At 70.3% G+C, this 12,112-nt stretch carries 13 protein-coding genes; 1 reads left to right on the forward strand and 12 read right to left on the reverse strand.

What is annotated here, in order from left to right:
- The first annotated feature begins 359 nt into the window (after positions 1-359).
- Positions 360-500, forward strand: coding sequence for a CHASE2 domain-containing protein (locus tag ACE3T5_RS09805; RefSeq protein ID WP_374666999.1), 141 nt, complete (start codon positions 360-362; stop codon positions 498-500).
- 95 nt (positions 501-595) lie between these two features.
- Here the strand turns inward: ACE3T5_RS09805 and ACE3T5_RS09810 are convergent, their stop codons facing one another.
- The 12 genes from ACE3T5_RS09810 to ACE3T5_RS09865 all read right to left on the reverse strand — a co-directional run bounded on the left by ACE3T5_RS09810 (position 596) and on the right by ACE3T5_RS09865 (position 12,100).
- Positions 596-1,846 carry a hypothetical protein gene (locus tag ACE3T5_RS09810; RefSeq protein ID WP_374667001.1) on the reverse strand — a complete coding sequence of 417 codons (1,251 nt, stop codon included), beginning with the start codon at positions 1,844-1,846 and terminating at the stop codon, positions 596-598.
- Positions 1,847-2,060: 214 nt separating this feature from the next.
- Positions 2,061-2,789, reverse strand: coding sequence for a GntR family transcriptional regulator (locus ACE3T5_RS09815; RefSeq protein WP_374667003.1), 729 nt, complete (start codon positions 2,787-2,789; stop codon positions 2,061-2,063).
- A 46-nt stretch (positions 2,790-2,835) separates the two neighbouring features.
- Positions 2,836-3,522 (reverse strand): cysteine hydrolase family protein, encoded by a 687-nt coding sequence (locus tag ACE3T5_RS09820; RefSeq protein ID WP_374667005.1) that lies wholly within the window; start codon positions 3,520-3,522, stop codon positions 2,836-2,838.
- Positions 3,519-5,180: an ABC transporter ATP-binding protein gene (locus ACE3T5_RS09825; RefSeq protein WP_374667088.1), complete on the reverse strand. Its 1,662-nt coding sequence runs from the start codon at positions 5,178-5,180 to the stop codon at positions 3,519-3,521. Before ACE3T5_RS09825 ends, ACE3T5_RS09820 begins: the two co-directional genes overlap by 4 nt.
- Before the next feature lie 23 nt (positions 5,181-5,203).
- Positions 5,204-5,893 carry a cysteine hydrolase family protein gene (locus ACE3T5_RS09830; protein ID WP_374667007.1) on the reverse strand — a complete coding sequence of 230 codons (690 nt, stop codon included), beginning with the start codon at positions 5,891-5,893 and terminating at the stop codon, positions 5,204-5,206.
- A 1-nt stretch (position 5,894) separates the two neighbouring features.
- Entirely contained in the window at positions 5,895-6,935 is a 1,041-nt protein-coding gene (locus ACE3T5_RS09835) for a formamidase (RefSeq protein WP_374667010.1), read from the reverse strand.
- A gap of 5 nt (positions 6,936-6,940) precedes the next feature.
- Complete coding sequence (locus ACE3T5_RS09840) at positions 6,941-7,858, reverse strand: ABC transporter permease (protein WP_374667012.1); 918 nt, start codon at positions 7,856-7,858, stop codon at positions 6,941-6,943.
- Positions 7,855-8,952, reverse strand: coding sequence for an ABC transporter permease (locus tag ACE3T5_RS09845; protein ID WP_374667015.1), 1,098 nt, complete (start codon positions 8,950-8,952; stop codon positions 7,855-7,857). Before ACE3T5_RS09845 ends, ACE3T5_RS09840 begins: the two co-directional genes overlap by 4 nt.
- A 7-nt stretch (positions 8,953-8,959) precedes the next feature.
- Positions 8,960-10,063 carry a BMP family ABC transporter substrate-binding protein gene (locus tag ACE3T5_RS09850; protein WP_374667017.1) on the reverse strand — a complete coding sequence of 368 codons (1,104 nt, stop codon included), beginning with the start codon at positions 10,061-10,063 and terminating at the stop codon, positions 8,960-8,962.
- Positions 10,064-10,109: 46 nt separating this feature from the next.
- The gene (hpxZ, locus tag ACE3T5_RS09855) at positions 10,110-10,487 is read right to left on the reverse strand and encodes an oxalurate catabolism protein HpxZ (protein ID WP_374667019.1); all 378 of its coding nucleotides are present in this window, start codon (positions 10,485-10,487) and stop codon (positions 10,110-10,112) included.
- Positions 10,488-10,490: 3 nt separating this feature from the next.
- Positions 10,491-11,894 carry an AtzE family amidohydrolase gene (locus ACE3T5_RS09860; RefSeq protein ID WP_374667022.1) on the reverse strand — a complete coding sequence of 468 codons (1,404 nt, stop codon included), beginning with the start codon at positions 11,892-11,894 and terminating at the stop codon, positions 10,491-10,493.
- Positions 11,891-12,100 carry a DUF4089 domain-containing protein gene (locus tag ACE3T5_RS09865; protein ID WP_374667024.1) on the reverse strand — a complete coding sequence of 70 codons (210 nt, stop codon included), beginning with the start codon at positions 12,098-12,100 and terminating at the stop codon, positions 11,891-11,893. The genes ACE3T5_RS09860 and ACE3T5_RS09865 overlap by 4 nt, the downstream gene beginning before the upstream one ends.
- Positions 12,101-12,112 lie beyond the last annotated feature (12 nt).

Raw genomic sequence — 12,112 nt, forward strand, 5'->3', positions numbered from 1 at the left:
TCGCGCTGCTCGCGCAGCGGTTCCGGCGCGAGCCGAGGAGCTTCTTCCTGCCGCCGCGCGGCAGCACGTGATCGCGGCATCCCGGCGGGCGGGCCCCAAAACCGCTGGGGTTGCACCCCAGCCTACGGGAACAGCCATAGCCCGGAGTTCGTAGGCTGGGGTGAAGCGCAGCGCAACCCCAGCGTTTCGTCGCGCAAGCGTTCACCTCCCGACTCTCCGCCCATACACGCACCACCGGACCGATTCGGATGCCAGCGTCACCGACACGGCCTCGGGCGCCCCGGGCGGCGGTAAGCTGTTCCCTTGGGTGCCTCGGCACCTGGCAGTGTTCGGCGCCGGGCGAGACCAGCCAGCCCATCGTGATCCTGGGCATCGATGAGCCCACGTTCCAGCAGCTGCGCCTGCAGTGGCCGTTTCCGCGCAGCCTGCACGGCCAGCTGCTGGGGCGGGTGCGCGCCGACGGCGCCCGGGCGGTCGGCCTCCACATCGCGTTCACCTAACCGAGCAAGCCAGCAGGACGCCGCCTTTGCGCGTTCCATCGCCACGGCCAGCGGCGTGGTGCTGGCTTCCACGCAGGGTCAAGCCTGCCACGGCCTCACTGCACGAACACTTTGAAGGGCTGCAGGAAGGGTGACCCGGCGAACTGCGTGGAGCAGGCCGGGTCCAGGCAGGCATAGAAACGCAGCACGCCCGCGTAGGTTCCTGATGCCAGCGGCTTCCCGGTCAGGCTCACCGTCGCGCCTGGTGGCGATGCACGCAGCGCCACTCGTGGCGGCTCGGAGGTGAACAGCCCTGCCGGGTCTTCAACGATCACGTAGACGGTGCGGCCGTTCAGGCTGGCGATGTTCCCGCTGGCGCTGAAGCTGAAGGAGGAAGGCATGGTCGAGCCTTTGGACAGCAACAGGCCGTAATAGGGGGGCGTCACCAGCTGGAGCGTGACCTCGGTGAAGGTGGTGGTGGCCCGGGGGCCTGACGGCGGCGTGCGGCACTCCTGGCCGGCCGGGAGTGAGCCGAATGCGAAGCGCTGCACCGGAACGAAGTCGACCCCCGAAAAGGCCAGCCTGCCCTTGCACGATTCCATGAACGACACGCTGAAGGTACCCTCCCTCGTGGAGGTCGGGGCCTTGTAGGGCCCGGTCAGCGCCTGCCCGCCCGAAAAGATGCGGAAATCGCCGAATACCGAGGAGGCCAGGCCTTCCCGCAATTCGGTGCCCACGAGGTGCCAGATGGGCTGGCCGTCGCTGTCGTAGTGGAAAACCGCGACGGTCAGGTAGTTGGCGTTGACCTCCATGGTGAAGCCGCGGCCGCTCTCGGCCGGGTTCCAGTAGATGCCGGTCTCGGGCTGGATGGAGGTGGTGGGCGTTCCCTGGCCCGTCCTGTAGAACTTCTCGGCGATAAAACTGCGGCCAGGCAGGGCGACCTCGGCACGGTCGCCATCAAATACGATGGTTGCAGCCCCGACCACCGTGCTCACCGGCGTCTTGGGGACAGTCGACCTGGCGGTCTGCCCACCCGAGTACCGCAGCAAGGTGCCACTGAAGCGGTAGCGTCCACCCCCTGCGTCCGCGAAGCTGCCGAGCGCCGAATACCAGACCGGCCGGCCGTTGGTTTCGAACAAGTAGAAGGTGGCGATGCCGAGGCTGCCCTGGGCCTCGAAAAAGAAGCCCGTACCCGGCTCCACCGGGTTCCAGTACGAGCCGTGGCCCTTGAATTCGGCCAGCGTCGCCTTCTGCCAAGCCATCTCGACGGCCGCCTCGTCGGCGCCGCCCCCGCCACAAGCAGCCAACGTCATGACCGTCAACGCCGCCAGCAGCGACCATGCCCTCTTGCCCAGCCAGTCCCTCATCGGATGCCTCCCATTGACCCTCATCCCATTCTGGCAGAGCCCGTCCCCGGCCTCTTGGCAGCGCGCGGGCGCTGGGACAAGAAGACCAACAGAGACCTGGAGGCGCGGGCCGCCGCCCGACTGGCGCGGCTGGAAAAACGCTCTGTTCGAACTGCAGCGCGCGGCGTAGCCGATTACTGGTTCGAAGACCAGGTGTTGGAAAACCGCGAGTTCGTCAGCGCCCCCGCGCCCCCACCCGCGCCAGATGCACCTGATGCAGCGTGATCTTGCGCACCTCGGCCTGGCTGGTCTCGATGTGGGCGCGCAGCAGCATGGCAGCCTGATCGGCGCGCTTGCGCTGCACGGCCTTCAGGATCTTGGCGTGCTCGTCGTAGGTGGCGTCGATGCGCATCTGCTGGGTGAAGTCCAGCCGGCGGATGATGCGGATGCGGTCGGTCACGTCGCGGTGCACGCGCGCCATCTCGGCATTGCCGGCGGCCTGGACCAGGGCGCAGTGGAAGGCCTCGTCCCATTGCGCCACCTGCACGGCATCGGTGCTGCGCTCACTGGCCGGCACCAGCCAGATGGCCGCCAGCTGCGCCAGCAGCGCCTGGTCCACGCGGCGGTCATCGGTGCAGATGCGATGCACGGCCGTGGTCTCCAGCACCATGCGCAGGTCATACAGCTGCTCGAACTGCTCGAAGTCGAACGGCAGCACGCGCCAGCCGCTGCGGAACAGCACCTCCACATAGCCTTCCTGCTGCAGGCGGAACAGCGCCTGGCGCACCGGCGTGCGGCTCACGCCCAGGCGTTCGCTGATCTCGTTCTCGGTGAAGCGGTCGCCGGGGACCAGCTTGAACTCCGCCACGTCGCGCTTGAGCTGCTCGTACACCTCGTCGGCACGCGAGCGGTGCGGCTCCGCGCTGGCGCGGGGGCGGGCGGGGCGGGCAGTGGTGGCTTGCACGAGCGGACTTTAAGCCAGCAGCAGGCCTGCGCCGGTCGCCATCGGATCAGGCCCCTGGCCCACCTGCCGCACCCAGCGCGGCAATGAGCTGCGTGCTCGTGGCCGTCCACCCGACGATGGCGCCCTGGGCACGGATCATCTCGACGGCCGCCGCCTTGTACTGCGGGAAGTAGCTCTCGGTGCAGTCCTCCAGCAGCAGGCAGTCATAGCCGCGATCATTGGCCTCGCGCATGCTGGTCTGCACGCAGACCTCGGTCGTCACGCCCATGAAGACGAGGTGCGTCACGCCCGCCTGCTGCAGCAGGTTCTGCAGCGGCGTCGCATAGAAGGCGCCCTTGCCTGGCTTGTCCAGCACGATCTCGCCCGGCCGCGGCGCCAGCTCCGGGATGATCTGGTTGCCCGGCTCGCCGGCCACGAGGATGCGCCCCATCGGCCCCTCGTCACCGATGCGCAGGCTGGGGTTGCCGCGCAGGCGCTTGGCCGGCGGGCAGTCCGACAGGTCGGCCGCATGCGCCTCACGCGTGTGCACCACCAGGCCGCCCTGCGCGCGCCAGGCCGCCAGCACCGACTGGCAGGCCGGGATGATGGCGCGCAGCAGGCTCACGTCGTTGCCCAGCGTCTCGCCAAAGCCGCCCGGCTCCACGAAGTCGCGCTGCATGTCGATGATGACCAGCGCCGCGCTCGACAGGTCGAAGGCGTAGTCGAAGGGCTGGGCGTGCACGGTGATCGTCATGCCGTCGCCTCCTCCGTCACGGGCTCGGGCGTGGCCTCATGATGGCCGCCGCCCATGTGTGCACCCAGCACATGGCGCTCGGCCGTGGCCGCGTCGGCCTCATGCACGATGCGGCCTTCGCTCATCACCACGATGCGGTCGGCCAGCGACAGCAGTTCGTCGAGGTCCTCGCTGATCAGCAGCACGCCGCCGCCGCGCTCGCGCACGCCGCGGATGCGCGAATGGATCTCCGCCACCGCCGCGAAGTCGAGCCCGAACACCGGGTTGGCCGCGATCAGCACGCGGATGTCGCCCGCCAGCTCACGCGCGAGCACGGCGCGCTGCACGTTGCCGCCCGACAGGCTGGCGATGGGCGCGTTCTCCCCGCGCGTCTTGATGCCGTAGGCAGTGATCCATTCACGGGCTCGCTCGCGCCAGGCCCCGAAGCGCAGCCAGCCGCCTGCCGCCAGGGGCGCACGGTCGAAGTCCCGCAGCGCCATGTTCTCGGCCACGCTGAGCGGCCCGACGCAGGCGCTGCGAAGGGGCTCTTCCGGCAGGCTGCGCACCTTCAGCAGGTGATTGTCGGCGCGCCGCGCCAGATACGGCTGGCCCGCCACGAGCACCTGTCCGGACGCGCGCGGGCGCTGGCCCACCAGCGCCTCCACCAGCTCGCGCTGTCCATTGCCGGAGACGCCGGCCACCCCAAGGATCTCCCCCGGCCGCACGGCCAGCGAGAGCTCGCGCACGGCCAGCGTGCCGCGGTCGCCCAGCACCGAGAGGCCTTGCACCTCGAGGGCGGTCGCCACCGCGGTCGGCGGGGTCGCCGCCGGACCGGCCTCGCCCACGCCTGCGGGCTGCGAAGCAGAGGCCGCGTCGGCAGCGGGCCCTGCCGCAGTCGCCGCCACATCCGTGTGATCCGCATGCGCCTCCGCTTCGGCCGCCTTTGCATCGCCCACCATCGCCTGTGCCAGCTTCGCCGGATCAGTGTCGCGCACCGCGCAGTGGTGCACCGCCTGGCCGCGCCGCAGCACCGTCACATCGTCCGCGTAGGCCATCACCTCACGGAACTTGTGGGTGATGATGAGCACGGTGCACAACCCGGCGCGCGCGAAGTCGCGCACGTGGCCCAGCACCTCGTCGGCCTCCTGCGGGGTGAGCACCGAGGTCGGCTCGTCCAGGATCAGCAGCCGCGGCCGCAGGTAGAGCTGCTTCAGCAGTTCCAGCTTCTGCTTCTCGCCCGCCGCCAGCTCCATCGGCCGAGCGTCCAGGTCCAGCCGGAACGGCGTGCTCTCCAGAAAGGTCTTGAGCGCCCCACGCTGCGCGCGCCAGTCGATCACCGCTGGCACCTCGCCACCGGCCAGCAGCAGGTTCTCGGCCACCGTCATGCCCGGCGCCAGGGTGAAGTGCTGGTAGACCATGCCGATACCCAGCGCGCGCGCGACGACCGGGTTGGCGATGTCCTGCTCGCGGCCGTCGGTGACGATGCTGCCCTCCTCCGCGCGGTGGAAGCCGGCGATGCACTTCACCAGCGTGCTCTTGCCGGCGCCGTTCTCGCCCAGCAGCGCATGCACCGTGCCCGGCGCCACCTTCAGGCTCACGCGGTCCAGGGCGGTGAAGCTGCCGAAGCGCTTGGTGAGTTCCAGTGCCTCCAGTGCCATCGCACCGGTGGGCGCGGGCATGGGGTCGACATGCAGCGCGGGCTTCACGCCAGCGCCTCCAGCACCTGCGTGGATGTCGCGTGCGCACCGAACACCCCGCCCTGCATGGTGATCATCTTCAGCGCCGCCTCGTGGTTGCCGCGATCCGTGGCGGCCGTGCAGTCCGCGAGCAGCAGGCACTCGAAGCCGCGGTCATTGGCCTCGCGCATCGTCGTGTGCACGCACACGTCGGTGGTGATGCCGGTGAGGATGAGATTGCGGATGCCGCGCGTGTGCAGGATCAGCTCCAGGTCGGTCGCGCAGAACGAGCCCTTGCCCGGCTTGTCGATCACCACCTCGCCCGGCAGCGGCGCCAGCTCGGGGATGATCTCCCAGCCCGGCTCGCCGCGCACCAGGATGCGGCCGCAAGGACCTGCATCGCCGATGCCCACGCCGCCGGTGCCGATCTGCCGCGAGCGCCAGCGCTTGTTGGCCGGCAGGTCGGACAGGTCGGGCCGATGGCCCTCGCGCGTGTGGATCAGGTGGAAGCCCTGCGCGCGCATCGCCGCCATCAGCGTCTTCAGCGGCTCGATCGGCGCACGGGTGAGCGAGATGTCGTAACCCATCTTGTCCACGTAGCCGCCGATGCCGCAGAAGTCGGTCTGCATGTCGATGACGACCAGCGCCGTGTTGGCGGGCGTGAGGTCGCCGTCGAAGGGCCACAGGTACGGTTTCGCAGCGACGAAGCGAGTCATGTCAGGCCGCCTTCTTCAAGGCGGGCTGCGCATCGGGCACGAGCGGGTGCGCCTCGGGACCGATGTAGCTGCGCGTGGGCGGCGCGAAGCCGCACGACGTGCCGTCGGTCACCTCCACCTGCCACGGCAGCTGGTAGCGCCCGGCCACCATGTCGTGCATGAAGGTGTAGGGGCAGTCCTGCGCGCCGCCCTTCACCGCCACGTAGCCGCGGTGGTAGAGCTGGTAGATGTTGTTCTCCACGCCCCAGCCCGCGCGCGCCTCGCGCACCAGGCCGGGCCGCAGCTCGCAGGTGATGATCTCGTCGGGGCGGCCGCCGCCGGACACCATGACCGTGCCGTCGAAGCTGCAGAACATGCCCTCGCCCATGCTGTCGAAGGTGCCGTCGCTGCCGCACATGCACACGCTGGCGGTGTACGCCAGGTTCTGGAAGGCGTTGGACTGGTTGGTGATCTTCCAGGCGTGGCGGATGGGCGCGGTGTAGCCCGCCGTGCGCAGGATGATCTCGGCGCCCTTGTAAGCCGCCTCGCGCGCCATCTCGGGGAACATGCCGTCGTGGCAGATGATGAGCGAGAGCTTGCTGCCGTTGGGCCCGTCGCACACCGGCACGCCCAGGTTGCCCGGCTCCCACGGTTCCACCGGCACCCAGGGGTGCAGCTTGCGGTAGTAGAGCGCAATGCCGCCCTGGTCGTTGATGATCAGGCCGCTGTTGTAGGGCATGCCGCCGGGGTTGGCCTCCATGATGGAGAAGCAGCCCCAGATGCGGTGCTCGGCGCAGGCGCGTTGGAAGGCAGCGACTTCCGGCCCGTCCAGCGAGCACATGATCGCCGGGTTGGTGTCCATCGACAGGCCGTGCAGGCTGTACTCCGGGAACACCACCAGGTCCATGGTGCTCATGTTGCGGCGGGCCTTGCCCACCAGTTCGCAGATGCGTGCCGTCTGCGCCGCCAGGTCTGCCGGTGTCACCACCACGGGCAGCTGCAGTTGCACCAGGCCCACGACCACGCCCTGCTTCGACTTGTTGAGTCCGCCCAATCCACTCATTGCGTTCACCTTGAAGAAAGCTCGCCCGGGCTGCCGGCGGCCAGCTGGCCGGGCCGGCAGCTCGCCACCAGGATGGCGAGCGTCAGCACATAGGGCACGATGTTGAACAGGTGGTAGCCCCAGCTGATGCCGACGGACTGCAGCGCCGGCCCCACCGCGCCGGCGCCGCCGAACAGCAGCGCCGCCACCACGCAGCGCCGCGGATCCCAGCGCGCGAAGATCACCAGCGCCACGGCGATCAGGCCCTGGCCGCTGGAGATGCCCTCGTTCCAGCTGCCGGGATAGAACAGCGTGAGGCAGGCGCCGCCCAGGCCAGCGACCATGCCGCCGGCGGCCGTGGCCGCGATGCGGATGCCGCCCACCGAGTAGCCCAGCGCGCGCGCGGCCTGCGCCGAGTCGCCCGCCATGCGCACCAGCAGGCCGGCGCGCGTGTGCGCGAAGGCCCACCAAAGGCCGCCGGCCAGCAGCACGCCGATCGGCACCAGCGGATTGATCTGCAACGCCGCCTGGATGGCCGGGCTGCTGCTCCACGCGCCCAGCTCGATGGCTGGCAGCTGCGCGGCCTGCGGCTGGATCAGCGGCTTGCCCAGGTAGAAGGCGAGGCCGGTGCCCAGCAGCATCAGCGCGATGCCGGTGGCGACGTCGTTCACGCGCGGCAAGGTGCACAGGACGCCGTGCAACGCCGCCAGCAAGGCCCCCGCGGCCATTGCGCACAGGACGCCGATCCACGCGCTGCCGCTCAGGTAGCTGCCGCCGAAGGCCGCCATGGCCGACAGCACCAGCACGCCCTCCAGGCCCAGGTTGATGCGGCCCGCCTTCTCGGTGATGCACTCGCCCAGGCTCACGAACAGGAACGGCGCGCCCACGCGCAGGGCGCCGCCGAGGATGGCGACGACGAGGGTGAGGATCTGGTCGGCCGTCATGCGGACTCGCTCCGGGGCGCCGGCGCGGGCAGCGGCACCGGCTCCGAAGGGCCGAAGCGTGACAGCTTGGCAGCCACGGCCTTCCAGTCCACGTCACGCAGCGCCTCGCTCGCCAGGATCAACACGAAGGCAATGCCTTGCAGCACCAGCACGCTGGCGTCGGGCAGGCCCAGGCGGCGCTGCAGCAGGCTGCCAGCCGCACCGAAGCCGCCAAAGAGAATGGCCACCGGGATGATCGCCAGCGGATGCTGCCGCGCGATGAAGGCCACCAGGATGCCGGCGTAGCCGTAGCCGGCGATCAGCGAGGCGTTGGCGCTGGTGTGCACCGCCACCACTTCCACCGCGCCCGCCAGCCCCGCCGCCGCGCCGCCCAGGGCACAGGCCAGCAGGATCAGGCGCGAGGCCGGCAGGCCCACCAGTTGCGCCGCGCGCAGGTTGCCGCCGACCACGCGGACCGAGAAGCCCGAGGGCGTCCACCGCAACCAGACCGCCGCCGCGAGGCACGCCACGATGCCCAGCACCAGACCCCAGTGCACGTCGGAGCCGCCGATGCCGGCGATGCGCAGACCCTCGGCCACCGCATGGGTGGAGGGCTTGTTCAGGCTGGCCGGGTCGCGCAGCGGCCCTTCCACCAGATGCTTGAAGAGGCCGATGGCCACGTAGGCCAGCAGCAGCGAGCTGATGGTCTCGTTCACGCCGCGCCACTGGCGCAGCCAGCCGGCGGCCATGATCCAGGCCCCGCCGATCACCGCGCCGGCCGCGCACACCGCCACCGTGCCGACCATGCTCGCGCCGGGCACGGCCTGCGCCAGCCAGGCCGCGGCCAGCCCGCCCAGCACCAGCGCGCCCTCGGCGCCGATGATGGTGAGGCCGGCGCGCGCCGGGATGGCCACGCACAGCGCCGTGAGCATCAGCGGCGCCGCGCGCTGCAGCGTGTTCTGCCACGAGAACCAGTCGCCGAACGCGCCCTTGAAGAGGATCACCCACGCCTCCACCGGGCTGGCGCCGGCGAAGGCGACGAACACGCCGAACAGCAGCAGCGCCAGGGCGATGGCGCCCACGGGCAGGAGGATGTCACTCAGCGTGTCGCGCATGGCCGCCTCAGATCGAGCCGATGACCCCTTCCACCAGGTAGTTCATCTTCTCCAGCTCCAGGTCGGTCTGCTTGAAGGACTTGCCGGCGGCGATGACTTCCTTGCCCTTGTTGTCCTTCAGGCCGCCCTTGAAGATGTCGAACTTGCCGGCCATCATCTGCGCCTTGATGTCGTCGGCCTTCTTCTTCGCCTCGGCACTCACGGTCGGGCCGTAGGCGGACATCTTGACGAAGCCGTCCTTCAGGCCGCCACGCACGAAGTTCGGGTGCGGCTTGCCGGAACGCGCGGCCTCCAGGAAGTTGGTGTACGCGGTCAGCCAGTTCCACTCGGCACCCGTCAGGTAGGCCTGGGGGGCCAGCTTGGCCTGGCTCGCGTGGTAGCCGCAGACCATCTTGCCGCGCTTGGCCGCGGTCTCCACGATCACCTTGGGGCCGTCCACGTGCATGGTGAACACGTCCACGCCCTGGTCGGCCAGGCTGTTGGTGGCCTCGGCCTCCTTGACCGGCATGGACCAGTCACCGGTGAAGATCACCTGCGTGGTGATGGTGGGGCGAACCGAGCGCGCGCCCATGGTGAAGGCGTTGATGTTGCGCAGCACCTGCGGAATGGGCTTGGCGGCGATGAAGCCGAGCTTGCCGCTCTTGCTCATGTGGCCGGCGATCACGCCGTTGAGGTACTGGCACTCGTCGATGTAGCCGAAGTAGCTGGCCGTGTTCTTGGGGTGCTTGCCCTCGGTCCACATGCCGCCGCAGTGCGCGAAGCGCGCATCGGGGTACTTGGCCGCCACGGCCAGCATGTGCGGGTCGAAGTAGCCGAACGAGGTGGGGAAGACGAGGCTGGCGCCGTCCTGGGCGATCATGCCGGTCATGGTCTTCTGCACCGCGGCCGTCTCGGGCACGTTCTCTTCCTCCACCACCTTCACGCCGGGCATCTTCTTCAGCGCGGCGGCGGCCTCGGCCTGGGCCTGGTTGTAGCCGTAGTCGTCGCGCGGGCCGACGTAGATGACGCCCACGGTGATGGGCTTCTGCGCAAAGGCCAGGGGCGCGGCGCCGAAGGCCGAGAGGGCGGCGAGCGACTTCAGGGTGTCGCGGCGGTTGAAGGCTTGGGTCATGGATCTACTCCTCGCGGGTTTGGAAAGGGACAAGCAGGATTCGTGCTCAGGCGGGCATCAGGCTCACGTGCGCCGCCACCACGCGCCAGCCTGCGGGCGTGCGCAGCCAGGTCTGGCTCTGGCGACCGGTGCGGGTGCTGCCCTCGCGCCGGAACTCCACGTTCGCCGTGGCGACGTCGCGCCCATAGGTGGTGATGACGGTGCGCAGCAGCTCGCGCGCCAGCCCTTGCGCAGGGCGGGCCGCGCGAAACGCGGCGATGGCCTCGTAGCCATACAGGTTCTCGCCCACGCCATAGCGCAGGGTGTGCGGGCTGTTCCAGAACAGCTCGTCGAGCACGGCGACGTCATTGGTGACGAGCGCCTGCTCGTAGCGATCGAAGACGGCCTGCACCTCGGCCAGCACGTCCGGCAGGTTGATCTCCATGATCTACTCCCTCCCCCTCTGGGGGAGGGCCGGGGTGGGGGCGCTCGCCACGCCCGCCTGCTGCAGCACCAGCGCGGCGCGCAGGCACAGATCCTCTCGCCAGGGCGCGGCGATCAGCTGCACGCCGATGGGCAGGCCACCGGTGCCCTCGGGCCACATGGGTGCCGCCACCACCGGACAGCCCGCGAACGAGACCGGCTGCGTGAGCAGCCCCATTGCGGGCCGGCAGGGATGGCGCACGCCGTTGATCTCGATCCACTCGGTGCCGATCACCGGCGCCGGCACCGGCGTGGCGGGGGCGATCAGCAGATCCCAGTCGGCGAACAGCGCGTTCACGCGGTCCCGGTAGACGCGGCGATACCGCTGCGCGCGCAGCACCCAGTCCACCGGCTGCAGCAGGCCCGAGATGAAGCGGTCCACCGACAGCGGCTCGAAATCCTGCGGCCGCGTGCGCAGGTCATCGCGGTGCAGGCTGCCGCCTTCGCTGGCGGTGATGAGGAAGGCCGCCGACCGGCCCAGCGCCGCGTCGGGCCACGTCACCTCCGCCCGGGTGCCCAGGGTCTGCGCCGCCAGGGCCGCGGCCGCGCGGGCCGGCGGCGTGGCGTGGTCGTGGAAGTAGCCACCCAGCACGCCGATGCGCAGGCCCTGCACGCCGGACCAGAGGCGCGGCATCACCGGCTGCACGCGCAGCGCGTGGCAGCCAGGGTCCAGCGGATCCGGCCCTTGCATCGCGTCATAGCCCAGCGCGAGCGTCTCCACGCAGTCGGCCAGCGGCCCCAGGTGGTCGATGCTGTGCACGAAAGGGTAGCTGCCGCGGCGCGAGAGGCGGCCGAAGGTGGGCTTCAGGCCCCACACGCCGCACAGCGAGGCCGGCACACGGATCGAGCCGTTGGTGTCGGAGCCCAGTGTCAGGGGCACCTGCCCCGCCGCGACCGCTGCCCCGCTGCCGCCCGAAGAGCCGCCGGCGATGCGCGTCAGGTCACGCGGGTTGTGGCAAGGCCCCTCGTGCGTGTTCTCGGTGGTGAAGCCGTAGGCGTACTCGTCCATGTTGAGCGCGCCCAGCAGCACCGCACCCGCCTCGCGCAGCCGCTGCACCAGCACGGCGTCTTCACGTGCCGGCGGCAACTCGCGGTTGATCTTCGAGCCGGCCAGCGTGGTGACGCCCTCGATGTCGAACAGGTTCTTCACCGCATAGGGCAGCCCGGCGAGCGGCGGCAGCGGCTGGCCGCTGCCGCGCAGCGCGTCCACGCGGTCGGCCTCCGCCCGTGCGCGCTCGAAGGTGCGGCCGGTGAAGGCATTGACCTGCCCGTCGGTCGCCTCGATGCAGGCGATGGCGGCCTCGCACACTTCGCGCGCGCTGCGCTCGCCGCGCGCGATGGCCTGCAACACATCGTGGCCAGTCGTCATGGCGCGTCCTCCGAAGGGAAGGGCGCCGGCCGGAAGATCTCAGCCAGCTCGTCATGCGGCGCCAGCGGCGCGCCTTCCAGCGTGGCGGCGATGGCGGCGGTTCGCGCCAGATGCTGGGCCACCGCGGCGGCACGGGCCGCGTCCAGCGTCAGGCCGTTGAGGCGCGCCGCGGACTGCACATAGGGGATCAGGTCTTCGGCTTGCATGGGATGGGGCAG

The sequence above is a fragment of the Ramlibacter sp. genome (assembly GCF_041916345.1).
Classification (GTDB): domain Bacteria; phylum Pseudomonadota; class Gammaproteobacteria; order Burkholderiales; family Burkholderiaceae_C; genus Ramlibacter.

Coding starts and splice junctions, on each gene's coding strand:
- ACE3T5_RS09810 (WP_374667001.1), bottom strand. CDS start 1,846: ATGAGGGACTGGCTGGGCAAGAGGGCATGGTCGCTGCTGGCGGCGTTG.
- ACE3T5_RS09820 (WP_374667005.1), bottom strand. CDS start 3,522: ATGACGATCACCGTGCACGCCCAGCCCTTCGACTACGCCTTCGACCTG.
- ACE3T5_RS09825 (WP_374667088.1), bottom strand. CDS start 5,180: ATGCCCGCGCCCACCGGTGCGATGGCACTGGAGGCACTGGAACTCACC.
- ACE3T5_RS09830 (WP_374667007.1), bottom strand. CDS start 5,893: ATGACTCGCTTCGTCGCTGCGAAACCGTACCTGTGGCCCTTCGACGGC.
- ACE3T5_RS09835 (WP_374667010.1), bottom strand. CDS start 6,935: ATGAGTGGATTGGGCGGACTCAACAAGTCGAAGCAGGGCGTGGTCGTG.
- ACE3T5_RS09840 (WP_374667012.1), bottom strand. CDS start 7,858: ATGACGGCCGACCAGATCCTCACCCTCGTCGTCGCCATCCTCGGCGGC.
- ACE3T5_RS09845 (WP_374667015.1), bottom strand. CDS start 8,952: ATGCGCGACACGCTGAGTGACATCCTCCTGCCCGTGGGCGCCATCGCC.
- ACE3T5_RS09850 (WP_374667017.1), bottom strand. CDS start 10,063: ATGACCCAAGCCTTCAACCGCCGCGACACCCTGAAGTCGCTCGCCGCC.
- hpxZ (WP_374667019.1), bottom strand. CDS start 10,487: ATGGAGATCAACCTGCCGGACGTGCTGGCCGAGGTGCAGGCCGTCTTC.
- ACE3T5_RS09860 (WP_374667022.1), bottom strand. CDS start 11,894: ATGACGACTGGCCACGATGTGTTGCAGGCCATCGCGCGCGGCGAGCGC.
- ACE3T5_RS09865 (WP_374667024.1), bottom strand. CDS start 12,100: ATGCAAGCCGAAGACCTGATCCCCTATGTGCAGTCCGCGGCGCGCCTC.